This is a genomic window from Rathayibacter sp. Leaf296 (assembly GCF_001423045.1).
GTDB classification, from domain to species: Bacteria; Actinomycetota; Actinomycetes; order Actinomycetales; family Microbacteriaceae; genus Rathayibacter; species Rathayibacter caricis.
In genome coordinates, this window is the sequence record NZ_LMNR01000001.1 from 3,390 (window position 1) to 16,840 (window position 13,451).

The following is a 13,451-nucleotide window of genomic DNA, read 5'->3' on the forward strand; positions in this document are numbered from 1 at the left end:
AGATCGGTCTCTCGGTCAGGTCTTCTGGAGCTGGTGGATCTCGATACGCCCGCTGCGCGGGCTACTCGATCACCAAGCGGGGGGCTGCTGCCACGAGAAGCGTCCTGCTCGGAGCCGCTTTCTGCAGACGGTCGATCGCGACGGGCAGACCCCGGGTCAGCGCTCGACGAGCGTGATCTCGAACGAGTACAGGTCCGGGCGGTAGCAGTGCTGGCCGTACTCGACGGCGCGGCCCGAGCTGTCGAACGCCGTGCGCCCCATGGTCAGCACGGCCGCGCCCTTGGGCAGGTCGAGCAGGCGGCTCTCGGAGGCGGTGGCCGAGCGCGCGCCGATCCGCTGCTTCGCGACGCGCATCGTGACTCCGCGGCCGCGCAGCAGCTGGTAGAGCCCGTGGCGCGCGAGCGACTCCTCGTCGAGGTCGACGAAGGCCTCGGGCAGCACGTTGTCGAGGATCGCGAGCGGCACTCCATCGGCCGAGCGCACGCGCTTGAGGTGCAGGGTCGGGCTGCCGGGCGCGACGCCGAGCGCCTCGGCCGCCTTCTCGTCGGCGCCCTCGACGGACAAGGAGAGGAGCGTCGTCTCGGGCTTCTGCCCCGTGCGCTCGAGGTCCTCGTAGAGGCTGGTCAGCTCGACGTTGCGGGTGACCCGGCCGTGGACGACCTGCGTGCCGATGCCGCGGCGGCGCACGAGCAGGCCCTTGTCGACCAGCTCCTGGATCGCGCGGCGGATGGTCGGGCGCGAGAGGCCGAGGCGGGCGCTGAGCGCCACCTCGTTCTCGAGGCGGGCGCCGGCCGGCAGCGTCTCGTCGAGGATCGCCTTCTCGAGGAGGTTCGACACCTGGTAGTAGAGCGGGACCGGACCGGAGCGGTCGAGCCCGAGGAAGAAGTCGGGGGGCAGCATCTGCTCGTCCTGAGGCATGGTCTCCGCTCTCGCTCGTCGGCTCCCCATACTGACATATCGGCCCTTTGTCGGGTGGCCTCAGCATCAGAAAGACAGTATGTTAGGACATAAGGACGAAGACGCCCCGCTCTGGTCCTCCTGCCCCGTCGAGAGAGAGACTCCATGAGCACCGTCCGGACCACCAGCGACACCAGCACCCCGCTCGCCCGGGCGGCGCAGGCGAGTCCGACGAGTCTCTGGAACGACTCGGCGGACCTCTCGGAGCTCTCCCGGTCGATCGGCTTCGGCGCCGTCGGCGCGACCTGCAATCCGGTCATCGCCTACACGACCATCCGGAAGAACCTCGACGTCTGGGGCCCGCGCCTGGCCGAGCTGGCCGCCGAGCACCCCACCCTGGGCGAGAGCGCCCTGGGCTGGCTCGCGATCGAGGAGATGTCGGTCCAGGCGGCCGAGCTGCTCCTCCCCGCCTTCCGCGAGAGCGGCGGCCGCAACGGCCGGCTCTCGGTGCAGACCGACCCGCGCCTGCACCGCGACGCCGACGCCCTCGTCGAGCAGGCCGTGCACTTCTCGCACCTCGCCGAGAACATCATCGTGAAGATCCCCGCGACGAAGGTCGGCATCGAGGCCATCGAGAAGGCGACCCGCCGCGGAGTGAGCATCAACGCGACCGTCTCGTTCACCGTCCCGCAGGCGGTCGCCGTCGCCGAGGCGATCGAGCGGGGTCTCGACGCCCGCGCCGCCGACGGCGAGCCCGAGCGCGAGTTCGGCAGCGTCGTCACGATCATGGGCGGGCGCCTGGACGACTGGCTGAAGGCCTCGGCCGCCGCCGACCGCCTGCTGCTCGACCCCGGCTACCTCGAGTGGGGCGGCGTCGCCGCGCTGAAGGAGGCGTACCGGATCTTCCAGGAGCGCGGCTACCGCTCCCGCATCCTGTCGGCCGCGTTCCGCAACCACCTGCAGTGGTCGGAGCTGGTCGGCGGCGACCTCGTGGTCTCGCCGCCCTTCGAGTGGCAGCTGCTCATCAACGAGAACGGGATCGAGGCCGAGCCCGACCGCATCGACGTCCCGGTGCCGCCGCAGATCCTCGCGACGCTGCTCGAGCGCCTCCCCGAGTTCCGCCGCGCCTACCTCGAGGACGGCATGACCATCGACGAGTTCGACTCGTTCGGAGCGACCCGTCGGACCCTCCGCCAGTTCCTGGACGCGGACGCGCAGCTCGACGCGCTCGTGCGGGACATCCTGCTCCCGGTGATCTGAGCCGTCGTGCCCGGTCAGGAGGACGAGGGAGTCACCTTCCGCTCGCGCCGCTGGGTGCGTCCGGAGGACTTGAACGCGCACGGCAGCCTCTTCGGCGGCAGCCTGCTGCGCTGGATCGACGAGGAGGCCGCGATCTACGCGATCCTCCAGCTCGGCAACCCGCGCGCCGTGACGAAGTACATCTCCGAGATCGACTTCGTCTCCTCCGCCGTGCTGGGCGACCTGATCGAGATGGGCCTGCGCGCCACGTCCTTCGGCCGGACCTCGCTGACGATGCGAGCGGAGGTGCGCAACATGATCACCCGGCGCAGCATCCTGGTGATCGAGCGCCTCGTGTTCGTGAGCCTCGGCGATGACGGGCGGCCCGCTCCGCACGGCTACACCACGATCACCTACGACCGCGACCGACTGCCGGTGAGTGCCGCGTGACCGGCTGGCGGATCCGCGACCACCACTCCGACGACGTCGACGGCGTGCTGCGCCTCTGGGAGCAGGTGAACGCCTCCGAGGCCCGGCCCGTCTACAACCTCGCCGAGGTGCTGGCGTCGTGCGCGAAGGACCACGCCGTCGTCGCCCTGGTCGACGACCGGGTGGTGGGGGCCGCGGTCGGCCGCGCTGCACATGCCCAGGGCTGGGTCGTGTTCCTCGCGACCGCGCCCGAGCACCGCGGCCGCGGGATCGGCTCCGCTCTGCTCGCGGCGCTCGAATCGCGGATGGCGCCCGCCGGCATCTCGAAGCTGTCGGCGCTGATGCCCGCGGCCGAGACCCGCGTCGGCGCGTTCCTCCGCCAGGGCTTCGAGGTGGGGCAGAACCTGCACTACTTCGAGCGGCGCGTGCCGGTGCAGGGGGAGGAGCTGCGGCTGCTCGCCGAGCTCGGCGGCCGCGTGCTGCCGCGCGGCCTGTGGGACGCGGTCGGCGGCATGACCGCCGAGAAGGAGTTGCTGGAGCGACGACTGGTGATGCCCCTCGCGCGCCCGGGTCTCGCCGAGCGCTACGGAGTCGCTCCGCCGCGCTCCGTGGTCCTCTTCGGCCCGCCCGGCACCGGCAAGACCACCTTCGCGAAGGCCATCGCGTCGCGCCTGGAGTGGTCGTTCGTGGAGGTGTTCCCCTCGCGTCTCGCCGCCGATCCGGCCGGTCTCGCGGGCGGCCTCCGCCAGACCTTCGAGGCGATCGCCGGACTCGAGCGCGCGGTCGTGTTCCTCGACGAGGTCGAGGAGATCGCCTCGCACCGGCAGGGCGAGCCGCCCTCGCCGACGCAGGGCGTGACGAACGAGCTGCTGAAGCTGATCCCGTCCTTCCGCGAGCAGCCCGACCGGCTGCTGATCTGCGCCACGAACTTCATCCGCGCGATCGACTCCGCGTTCCTGCGCCACGGCCGCTTCGACTACGTGATCCCGATCGGCCTGCCCGACGCCGAGGCCCGCCGCGCCATCTGGGCGCGCTACATCCCGGCCGCCGCGGTCGTCGACGTCGACGTGCTCGTCGAGCGCACCGAGGGCTTCTCGCCGGCCGACATCGAGTACGCGGCGCGCAAGGCGTCGCAGACGGCCCTGGAGTCGGCGGTCTACTCGGGCGCCGACGACTCCGGCCCGTCGACCGACGACTACGCGGCGGCGATCGCCTCGACGCGGGCGACGGTGTCTCCGCAGGTCGCCGCGGAGTTCCTGGAGGACATCGTCACCCTCGGCCGCGTCTGACGCCGGCCCTGGTCAGCGGTAGCGGAACCGGCTGATCTCCTCGAGCGCCGAGGCGACGAAGGCCACCTTCTCCTCGAACAGCAGGGCGCCGACCTCGCCGGTCGCTCCCGTCGGGTCTCCGACGACCCCTGTCGGTCCGAAGTCGTCGCTCAGCCAGCCGAAGCTCACGGGGGTCCCGTTGAAGCCGATGTGCTGGTAGTCGGCGATGTGCTCGGGCACGTTCCTCGCGAAGCGCTCGGGGTGGACGAGATCCGGTCGCAGGTGCATCACGACCGAGGTCTCCCCGTAGCCCGCGTGGATCCCGAGACCCTTCTCGTCCGGGCGACCCTCGCGACCGTCTCCGGCCTCGGTCCGGCCCGCGGCCATCGAGAAGGTCCTCAGCCCGAAGCGCCGGCGCAGCTCCCTGTTCGCCATCTGCAGCAGGGCGCCGTTCCCTCCGTGGCCGTTGACGAACACCAGCGTGGTGGCGGGAGTGGTGGTCAGCGAGTTCCCGAGGTCGACGATCGTGTCCAGCACGGTCTCGGCTCGCAACCAGAGGGTGCCCGGCGCCCAGTGGTGCTCGTCCGACTTCGCGATCGAGAGGGTCGGGAGGATCCAGGTGTCCACGCCGGACGCCGCTGCGCGGTCGACGGCCTGCGTGGCGACCGACTCGGCGATCAGGGTGTCCGTGTGCAGGGGCAGATGCGGGCCGTGGTGCTCGATCGCTCCGATCGGCACGACGAGGACCGACTCGGCCGTCAGCGTCGTGGCGATGTCGCTCCCGGGGAGCTCGTGGAATCGACGGCTCATCGGATCGCTCCCTTCCGCGGACCCGTGTAGTCCGGGTTGAGCTTGCCCGGGTTGAGGAGCCCCAGGGGGTCCGTCGTGCGGGCCAGCTCGATGGTCCGTTCGAGCTCGAAGTCGACGTTCCACTGGTGCGGGTTGTGCACGCCGACGCCGAGCTCGCCGAGTCGCTCGATTCCGGCCATCACCTCCTCCTCCGAGGAGTAGCGGGCCGCGAGCATGCCGATCGGGACGACGTGCCCGGCCTCGATGTGCAGGAGGCCGCCGGAGAAGACCGCCTCCACCTCGTCGATCCGCTCGACGAGCGCGTGGCCGCCGACCTCGACGTGGAACCACGGCTCCGGCATCGATCTCTGCAGCCACTCGATCGGGTGGTTGTAGCTGAGCATGCTGACCTTGATGCTCGCGGGCTGGCCCTCACGGACGTCCTCGACGACTCCGCCCGCCCCCTCCACGATCTCGCGGACGGTGTCGAGCTGGTCGGCGGACACCAGGGCGCGCAGACTCGTCCGGCCGACCGGGATGGCCGGGTCGGCCGGCAGGGCGGACGAGATCACGGGGTTGTCGGCCGAGACGAGCCGCGGGGGCGGAGTCAGTGATCCGAGTCGGCGGAGGATCTCCAACGCCCCGGAGAAGTCCGGGAAGCTGGCGTAGAGCGCGCGCCAGTCGCGCAACGGCTCCAGGCGGACGGTGGCTCGCGCGATGATGCCGACGGTGCCGTAGTTGTGGACGTACGCCTGAGCGGCCTCGCCCTCGACGTGGAGGAGCTCACCCGATCCGTCCGCGTGCACGACGTCGAGAGCGACGACGAATCCCGCGTGGTTCGCCCCGTGCTCGATGGTCCCAGTGCCTCCGGATCCTCCGGCGAGGAAGCCGCCGATGCTGGACTGCGCGGTGGAGGGGTACATCCACAGCGCCTGTCCGGTCGCCCAGGCGGCCTGCTCGAGGGAGACCATCGTCGCGCCCGCCTCGGCTGTCACCACGCCCTCACCGACTTCGACGATCGCCCGTGCGCGGCTCGTGTCCAGGACGAGGCCGCCCTGCAGCGGGATCGCCTGGCCGTAGTTGCCGGTGCCCTTGCCGCGAGGGGTGACGACGACGCCGTGGCGGGTCGCGGCGCCGACCACCGCGGCGATGTCCTCCGCCGTCGTCGGGAAGGCGACGAGGTCGGCGAGTCCGAGCGGAAGCTGGGCGGCCAGGATGGGCGACATCCACGCACCATCGACACTGGCGCGTTCTCGCACCCGCGGCTCTGTGCTCACACCGCGGGGGCCGAGGAGTTCGCGGAGCTCGGCCTCGAGAGCGACCACGGGGGCATCGATCATCTGAGTCATCTCAGGGTTCCTTCGTTCGGGGAGGGTCGGGGCTGCTACTGCAGGCCGATGGCGGGGTCGATGAACTCGTTCGTGTAGATCGAGTCGACCGTCAGATCGGACGGGACATCGGTTCCGACGCCCGTGTAGACGTCCTTCGCCAAGTCGAAGAAGGTGCTCATCCGCTCGTCGTCGAAGTCGCCGAGGGTGTCGTTGGTGCCGTTGCTGACGAGGGAGTCGCCGAGCAGCGTCTGCGTGGCGTAGTCGGCGACGCCCTCGGAGTAGGTCCAGCCGGTGTCGTACTGCTCGACGAGATCGAGGATCAGGTCGTTCGCCGCGGTCGGGTCGGCGAAGTAGTCGACCTCGGCCTGCTGGAGCACGGGCACCAGCTCGGTGAGGCAGCCGCTGAGCTCCTCGAGGTCGTCGCTGCGCACCGACATGGCAGCCGCGTAGCTCTTCCATCCGGCGTCGTCGATCAGCATGTAGTCGACGGGCTTCGACCAGTCCGCGACCTCGTTCTCGTAGATGTAGGGCTCGGCCGAGGCGAAGCCCTGCTGGACCGACTTGCCTCCGTCGGCCACGAAGTTGGCGGGAGTGCCGTCGTAGCTGTCGTCGAGGATCGACTCATCGGCGATCTGCCCCGACGCCTGCAGGTAGGCCATGTAGGCGTTCCCGGCGAAGTAGCGCCAGGCGCCGCCGTTGTCGGCGACCTGTCGGGACAGGTCCTCGATGTCGGCGACTTCCGGGTAGGTCTCCGGGTCCCACATGACCATCACCGGCCACTTGTCCAGCGGTGCGAAGACGGCGGTCACCGGAGTGGTGTCCGCGTTCTGCACGGCGAAGTCCGTCGAAACGTAGCCCATCGTGATGGACTCGTCGGAGTACATCTGGGAATTGACGGAGCTGAATCCGATGGCGGGTCCGCCGGCGCGCACTTCCAGATCGACGCCGGTGTACTCGCCCGAGGCCATCAACGGACCGGTGACCGACTTGAGGCCGGTGTCGACGGTGTGGCCCTCGCCGATCATCTCGTAGAGGTGGCCGTGCTCGGCCTCGGGGTTCCAGTCGGTCTGCACGACGACGGTGGCGGGGCAGCCGGCCGCGGCGAGGTCGACCGCTCCGATCTCGAGGTCGCGCGTCGCCGAGGGGTCGGCGGCGCCGCTGCCGCTGCACGCGGTGAGGGCGGCGAGCGAGGCGACGGCGCCGGTGAGGGCGATGGCGCGGAGGCTTCTGCGGGTCATGGGTGTTCTCGGACTTTCGCTGAGTGGTCGGGAGTGGAAGAGCGGGAGGGGTCAGGAGGAGGTCTCGTACCAGCGGCCGACGACGGCACGGGTGAGCCAGCCGAAGAGGAGGAAGATCGCGATGCCCAGCAGTGCGGCGGTCAGCACGGCGGCGAACAGCTGCGGCGACTGCAGTCGCGAGGTGTAGACGTTCATCAGGGCGCCGAGGCCGGGGGTGCCGCGCCGGAAGAAGAAGTCGCCCACGATCGCGCCGACGACGGCGAGCCCCGCCGAGATGCGCATCCCCGCGAAGATCGCCGGGAGGGAGGCGGGCAGGAGCAGCTTGGTGAGGAGCGTCCATCGTCCGGCCCGCTGGAGGGCGAACAGCTCGCGCTGGCTGCGGTCGACCGACTGGAGGCCGAAGAGCGTGTTCGAGACCATGGGGAACAGGGAGATGAGGACGCAGACGATCGTGCGCGCGGGGAAGTCGAAGCCGAACCAGAATCCGATCAGCGGCACGAGCGCGAGGATCGGGATGCACTGCAGGATCACCGCGTAGGGGAAGAGGGAGCGCTCGATCCACTTCGCCTGCGACATCGCGACCGCCCAGGCGACGCCGAGCACGATCGCGATCGAGAGCCCGGTCAGCGCGACGAGCGTGGTGTTGCCGAGGGCGGTGAGGATGTCGCCCGACGCCTGCGGGTCGAAGAACCCCTCGGTGAAGATGCGGTGCGGTGCGGGCAGCAGGAAGCCGCGGCTCCCGAGGGCGCTGCTCGCGAGATACCAGGCGACGAGGATCGCCGCGAAGACGGCGAGCGGAGGGAGCGCGAGGGCGAGGCTGCGGCCGGGTCGCCGGCGGCGGGGGGAGGTCGCCAGGAGGCCGGTGGCGGTGTCGACCGCGGTCGACGGGCGGAGCGTTCCGGTGCTCATGAGTGTCCCTCTCGAAGTGCGTGGCTGACCCGGCCGACGAGTTCGCCGAACTCCGGGATGTAGCGGATGTCGGGGTCGCGCGGCATGTCGAAGGGCACCTCGAAGGTGTCGACGATGCTGCCGGGCCGACCGGACATGACCACGACCTTCGTGGACAGGTAGACCGCCTCGGCCACCGAGTGCGTGATGAAGAGGCCGGCGAACTGCCTCTCGGCGAAGAGGCGGAGGAGCTCGTCGTTCAGGCGTTCGCGAGTGATCTCGTCGAGGGCGCCGAACGGCTCGTCGAAGAGGAAGAGCTCGGGGTCGAGGGTGAGCGAGCGCGCCAGGGAGGCGCGCATCTTCATGCCGCCGGAGAGCTGCTTGGGCAGGTGCTGCTCGAAGCCGCCGAGTCCGACGAGGTCGATCGTCTCCTGCGCCTTCGCCCGCCGGACGTCCCGCGGCTGCTTGTTCAGTTCCGCGAGGAGCTCGACGTTGCTCCGCACGTCGCGCCAGGGCAGGAGGGTCGCGTCCTGGAACACGTAGCCGATCCGGTCGGTGGACACCTCGGCGGTTCCGTGCGACACGGTCTCGAGGCCGGAGGCGATCCGGAGCAGGGTGCTCTTGCCGCAGCCCGAGGGGCCGACGACGGTGACGAACTCGCCACGCGACACGGTGAGGTCGACACCCGACAACGCGACGGTGCCGTTCGCGAACTGCATCGCGACGTCCGAGAAGTTCAGCAGCTCGTCGGTCCGTGTCGTCGGGGCGGGCGGGGTGGTGATGGTCATGCGGGGACTCCGTACTCGAGGGGGGACGGTGCGGCGAGAGTGGTGGTCGTCGCGGTCGTGGCGACGACCCGGCCTGCGCGGACGACGATCCGATCGGCGGGGGCGAACGCGATCGCCTCGCCGAGACTGTCGGCTCGGATGGCGAGGAGGTCGGCCCGGAGTCCGGCGACGGGCCCTGCGGGCGGCAGGCCGAGGACCTCCCGCGCTCCGCTGGTCACGGCGGCCAGCGACTCCTCCAGCGTCAGGTGGCCGGCGGTGACCAGGAGCGACGCGGTCTCGAGGGCGTCGCAGCGCCCGACGGGGTTGAAGGGATCGCGCACGTTGTCGGCGCCGGCGGCCACCAGGGCCCCGGCGTCCAGGAGGGCGCGCAGGGCGGTGAGGCCGCGCGGCGTCGAGACGGGGTGGTCCCAGCCCTGAAGGTAGAGGTTCGTGATCGGAAGGCTGATGACGCCGATGCCGCTCGCGACGACGTCGTCGACGACCTCGGCGAGGTGCGAGGGCTCGAGGGTGCCCAGCCGGACGCAGTGGCCTGCGCTGGTGACGACCGTCCAGTCGTGGACGAGGCGGGCGTACTCGGCGAGGGTCAGCGCACCGCCCAGTCCCTCGTCGGTGTGCAGATCGGTGCCCACGCCTCGCCTCCGGGCGACGAGCAGGAGGCGGCGGAGGTCGGCGATCGGGTCGGCGGCCAGGTGCGGGGCGCCGCCGACGAGATCGACGCCCGCATCCAGGGCCGCGTCGACCGCGTCGTCCGGCACCTCGGGGCCGGCCAGGACCACGAGCTCGAGGTCGACGAGCCCTGCCAGCTCGGCGCGAACCCGGACCAGGGCCTCGATCCCGCGCATCGGCTCGGGGCCCGGCAGGACGTCGACGTGGCTGCGGATCGCGGTCGTGCCGTTCGCGAGCATTCGCAGTGCCGCCGCCCGGGCCCGGTGGGCGATGTCGTCGACGGTGGCCGTGGAGGCGTACTCCCGCCAGCTGCCGATCGCGAGGCGGAGGTCGCCCTGCGGGGGGCGGATCGTGTCGAACGTCAGCGCCTTGTCGAGATGCGCGTGCGGCTCCGCCGGTGCAGGGATCAGGAGCCGGCCGTCGAGGTCGAGCTCGCCGACGGCGAGGGGGCGGCCGGAGGAGGCGACGGTCCGACTCACGAGAGCGCCGTCGAGGTGCACGTCGACGTGCCGCCCGTCGGTGAGGAGGGCGTTGCGCAGCGCGGTCGGCGCCGAAGGGGGCGTGCTGCTCATGCGGTCTCCGTCCGAGTGTGGTGAAATGTTGATCACATCAACAATGACGACGGTAGGGGCCCGTCGTTTCGAACGCGTATCACCGTGTTTCGGTCGTGTAACGACTCGGCGGTCCCCTTGGATCCGACCGTGTAGCCTCTGCTCGCCCGTCCTAACTCGCTCTGGAGGACCGTCATGGCGCCCATCACCGACGTCGTCGAGGAGGTCTCGGCTCCCGACGCGCGCGTCGCCGAGGCCCCCGACGCCGAGACGCCCCCCGTCAGCCGGCCCGGAAGCCGGATCCGTGCCCTCCGGCGCGCGCGCGGACTCACCCTCGTGCAGCTCGCCGAGCGCGCCGACCTGTCGCATCCGTTCCTCAGCCAGGTCGAACGGGGACTCGCCCGCCCGAGCATGTCGAGTCTCGAGCGGATCGCGCTCGCCCTCGGATCCAGCGCTGTCGAGCTGCTCGTCGACGATCCGGAGGAGGCGGGCGCCGGGACGCACGCTCCCGCCTCCTCGATCGTCCGAGCCCGCGCCGGAGTGAGCGGACGATTCGGCGAGGGCACTGCACGGATGCTGGTGGAGGGCCCGCACCGCTTCCAGGTCCTGGAGCTCGAGGGCGACACCACGACGGACGGTCGCTTCCACGCCCACGCCGAGGACGAGTTCATCACGGTGCTGAGCGGAAGTGTCCGCTACGAGATCGACGGGGAGCCCCCGACGATCCTCGCGGTCGGCGACTCGGCCTACACCCGGAGCGGAGCCCGGCACCGCTGGAGGTCCGAGGACGGTGCGCCGTACCGGCTCCTCCTCGTCAAGGAGAATCCGGGGCGCGTGCTCCACGGCGGGACGACCTCGTGAGCGGCGCAGGCGCGACGATCGACGTCGTCGTCCGGACCCGGATCGATGTCGCCTCCGCCGTCGTCCTGTTCGAGCTGGCCCGGCCCGACGGCCGCCCGCTGCCGAACTGGTCGCCCGGCGCCCACATCGATGTCGTGCTCCCCGACGGCCGCGAGCGCCAGTACTCGCTGTGCTCGGACCCCGCCGACCGCTCCACCTGGCGCATCGGGGTGCTCCGTGAGAGCGGAGTGTCGGCGCACCTGCACGATGCGGCGCTCGAGGGCACCGCGCTGCGCGTGCGCGGTCCGCGCAACCACTTCTCGTTCGCGCCGTACCCGGGCAAGCGGTACCTCTTCGTCGCGGGCGGCATCGGCATCACGCCGATCCGCTCGATGCTCGTCTCGGCCCGCACCGCCGGCAACGACTTCCACCTCGCCTACGCCGGCCGCACGCGGGCGAGGATGGCGTTCGCCGAGGAGCTGGTCGACGAGTTCGGCTCTCACGTCTCGCTGCACGTGGGCGACGAGGGGACGCGTCTCGACCTCGAGTCGCTCCTCGCCGAGCCCGATTCGTCGACGGTGATCTACGCGTGCGGACCGGCGCGACTGCTCGAGGCGCTCGAGGACGCCGTGCAGGCGTGGCCCCGCGGCGCGCTGCACGTCGAGCGCTTCGAGGCGCGCACCCTCGGCCCCCCGGTGAGATCCGAACCCTTCCACGTCGAGCTGATGCTGTCGGGGCTGACGCTCGAGGTCCCGCCTGAGCGGAGCATCCTCGAGGTCGTCGAGGACAGCGGAGTCGTGGCGGTGGCCAGCTGTCGCGTCGGCACCTGCGGCACCTGCGAGGTGCCGGTCGTCGAGGGCGAGGTCGACCACCGCGACTCCGTGCTCTCGCCGGAGGAGCAGGAGGACTCCTTCAGCATGATGATCTGCGTCTCCCGCGCCTGCGGCCCGTCGCTCACCCTCGAGCTCTGAGGAGACGGCCCGCCGCGGTCACCGGCTCCGGCGGAGCCGGAGGTGGCGGCTCAGGTCGGCCGCGACGGTTCGCTCGTCGGCCGTGACGAGGCGGCCGTCGGCGACGACGCGCCGCCCCTGCACGACGACGTCCCGCGGACGGCGACCGGGTGACGCCCAGAGCAGACCGGCGACGGTGTCGTCGATACCCGCGTCCGCGACACCGGCGACGTCCCAGATCGCCAGATCGGCGGCGCTGCCGCGGGTCAGCCGGCCGAGTTCGGAGCGTCCGAGCCCGTCCGCCGACCCCGCGGTGGCCGCGTCGAGCAGCTCCCGAGCGGCCAGAGGGCGACCCGCCATCGGCGAGACCTGCATCGCGAGGCGAGCGTCGGCGAGCAGGTGACCGGCATCGTTGCTCCCTCCGCCGCTCGTCCCCAGACCGACCCGCACGCCCGCATCCCGCAGCGCGGCCACGGGAGCGACGCCCCAGCCCATCGGCAGGTCGCATCCGGGAGCGTGGGTGGCGGTGACCCCGCGCTCGGCGAGCAGGGCGACCTCGTCCTCCGTGACGGAGCACAGGTGCGCCAGCGTCACGTCGGGCTCGAGCCAGCCCCACTCCGCCAGCAGCTCGAGGGGGCGTCGCCCGAAGCGCTCCAGGGCGATCGCGACGTCGACCTGCTCGTTCGCCTGGGTCCTCCGGCGCAGCCCGTGCCGCTGAGCCACCGCGCGCAGCATCGCGAAGGTCTCGGGGGAGTCGCTGTGCACCCCGGCCGGGCCGACGCAGAGCTGCAGCATGCCGTCGAGCGACACCCCGCCGACGTGCTCGGGCAGCAGCGCGTCGAGGAGGTGCTCGGCCGACTCCGCGGCCGTCTCGGGATCGTCTCCCGCGCTCCCGCGGACGAAGACGAGGCGGGCCCCCAGCTCGGTCGCCGCGAGGGCGACGGCGCGAGCGAGTCCGACGTCGTCGACACCGCGGGGCCAGGTCAGATGGTGGTCGGCCACCGTGGTGACTCCGTCGAGCAGGCTCTCGGCGAGTCCGACCCGAGCGGCGGCGGACGCGGTCTCGGGATCGACGCCGATCGCGGCGTACGACGAGGCCATCGTCGGGAGCCAGTCGCGCATGAGCACCCCGCGCGTCCCGGGCAGCGTGCGGAACGCGCTCTGGAACAGGTGGTGGTGAGCGTTGACGAGGCCGGGGGTCACGACGCAGCCGGTCGCGTCGATCACCTCGTGCCCGGTCGGGTCGACAGTGCCCGCGGGCAGGACGGCATGCACCGAGCCTCCGTCGAGCACGAGATCGGCCGGCCCTTCCGACCGCTGAGCGTCGGAGAGGTCCTGGACGACGTGGAGGGCGTTGGCAACGAGGATCATGCCCCAGGGATATCACAGGCCGCCTCGTCGCCCGTGCTCCGGCCGGCCCGCGGAGACCGCTGCTGCGGTTCGCGCGTCGGGTCTCCTGCAGGCCACGCGGGCGAGGTCGGTGACCTGCTCCGCGCCCTCGCTCTGTTCCTCGCGATCCCGGACGCCCCTCGAGCGGCCCGCTGATCCGGCGCGGGTGGCCGCTACCGGGCGGTGCG

13 protein-coding genes are annotated in these 13,451 nt (G+C 71.5%); 5 read left to right on the forward strand and 8 right to left on the reverse strand.

Annotation, left to right across the window (positions count from 1 at the left end):
- Positions 1-156: 156 nt before the first annotated feature.
- On the reverse strand, positions 157-918 hold the full coding sequence (locus ASF46_RS00015; protein ID WP_056865896.1) for a GntR family transcriptional regulator: 762 nt from the start codon (positions 916-918) through the stop codon (positions 157-159).
- Positions 919-1,062: 144 nt separating this feature from the next.
- Here ASF46_RS00015 and ASF46_RS00020 point away from each other — a divergent pair, with 144 nt between their 5' ends.
- The 3 genes from ASF46_RS00020 to ASF46_RS00030 are packed head-to-tail and all read left to right on the forward strand — an operon-like array spanning position 1,063 to position 3,854.
- Positions 1,063-2,157 carry a transaldolase family protein gene (locus tag ASF46_RS00020; protein ID WP_056865897.1) on the forward strand — a complete coding sequence of 365 codons (1,095 nt, stop codon included), beginning with the start codon at positions 1,063-1,065 and terminating at the stop codon, positions 2,155-2,157.
- 6 nt (positions 2,158-2,163) lie between these two features.
- Positions 2,164-2,586, forward strand: coding sequence for an acyl-CoA thioesterase (locus ASF46_RS00025; RefSeq protein ID WP_056865898.1), 423 nt, complete (start codon positions 2,164-2,166; stop codon positions 2,584-2,586).
- On the forward strand, positions 2,583-3,854 hold the full coding sequence (locus ASF46_RS00030; RefSeq protein ID WP_056865899.1) for an ATP-binding protein: 1,272 nt from the start codon (positions 2,583-2,585) through the stop codon (positions 3,852-3,854). The genes ASF46_RS00025 and ASF46_RS00030 overlap by 4 nt, the downstream gene beginning before the upstream one ends.
- Positions 3,855-3,866: 12 nt before the next feature.
- On the opposite strand, the gene ASF46_RS00035 is transcribed toward ASF46_RS00030, so the two are convergent.
- From ASF46_RS00035 to ASF46_RS00060, 6 genes are all read right to left on the reverse strand, one after another.
- Positions 3,867-4,643, reverse strand: coding sequence for a creatininase family protein (locus tag ASF46_RS00035; RefSeq protein WP_056865900.1), 777 nt, complete (start codon positions 4,641-4,643; stop codon positions 3,867-3,869).
- Positions 4,640-5,848 carry an FAD-binding oxidoreductase gene (locus ASF46_RS00040; RefSeq protein ID WP_235576808.1) on the reverse strand — a complete coding sequence of 403 codons (1,209 nt, stop codon included), beginning with the start codon at positions 5,846-5,848 and terminating at the stop codon, positions 4,640-4,642. Before ASF46_RS00040 ends, ASF46_RS00035 begins: the two co-directional genes overlap by 4 nt.
- Positions 5,849-6,006: 158 nt before the next feature.
- Positions 6,007-7,191, reverse strand: coding sequence for a hypothetical protein (locus tag ASF46_RS00045; protein WP_056865902.1), 1,185 nt, complete (start codon positions 7,189-7,191; stop codon positions 6,007-6,009).
- 51 nt (positions 7,192-7,242) lie between these two features.
- Positions 7,243-8,100: an ABC transporter permease gene (locus tag ASF46_RS00050; protein WP_056865903.1), complete on the reverse strand. Its 858-nt coding sequence runs from the start codon at positions 8,098-8,100 to the stop codon at positions 7,243-7,245.
- A complete protein-coding gene (locus ASF46_RS00055) occupies positions 8,097-8,867 on the reverse strand; it encodes an ABC transporter ATP-binding protein (protein ID WP_056865904.1) in 771 nt (256 codons plus the stop codon). The genes ASF46_RS00050 and ASF46_RS00055 overlap by 4 nt, the downstream gene beginning before the upstream one ends.
- A complete protein-coding gene (locus ASF46_RS00060; RefSeq protein WP_056865905.1) occupies positions 8,864-10,105 on the reverse strand; it encodes an amidohydrolase family protein in 1,242 nt (413 codons plus the stop codon). Before ASF46_RS00060 ends, ASF46_RS00055 begins: the two co-directional genes overlap by 4 nt.
- A 174-nt stretch (positions 10,106-10,279) precedes the next feature.
- Between ASF46_RS00060 and ASF46_RS00065 the strand changes: the two genes are divergently transcribed.
- Both ASF46_RS00065 and ASF46_RS00070 read left to right on the forward strand, forming a co-directional pair.
- Positions 10,280-10,945 carry a helix-turn-helix domain-containing protein gene (locus tag ASF46_RS00065; protein ID WP_082485060.1) on the forward strand — a complete coding sequence of 222 codons (666 nt, stop codon included), beginning with the start codon at positions 10,280-10,282 and terminating at the stop codon, positions 10,943-10,945.
- Positions 10,942-11,895, forward strand: a complete 954-nt coding sequence (locus tag ASF46_RS00070) for a PDR/VanB family oxidoreductase (protein WP_056865906.1) — start codon at positions 10,942-10,944, stop codon at positions 11,893-11,895. Before ASF46_RS00065 ends, ASF46_RS00070 begins: the two co-directional genes overlap by 4 nt.
- An 18-nt stretch (positions 11,896-11,913) precedes the next feature.
- Here ASF46_RS00070 and ASF46_RS00075 read toward each other — a convergent pair whose 3' ends face one another.
- Entirely contained in the window at positions 11,914-13,245 is a 1,332-nt protein-coding gene (locus tag ASF46_RS00075) for an amidohydrolase family protein (RefSeq protein ID WP_056865907.1), read from the reverse strand.
- Between the last annotated feature and the right edge of the window lie 206 nt (positions 13,246-13,451).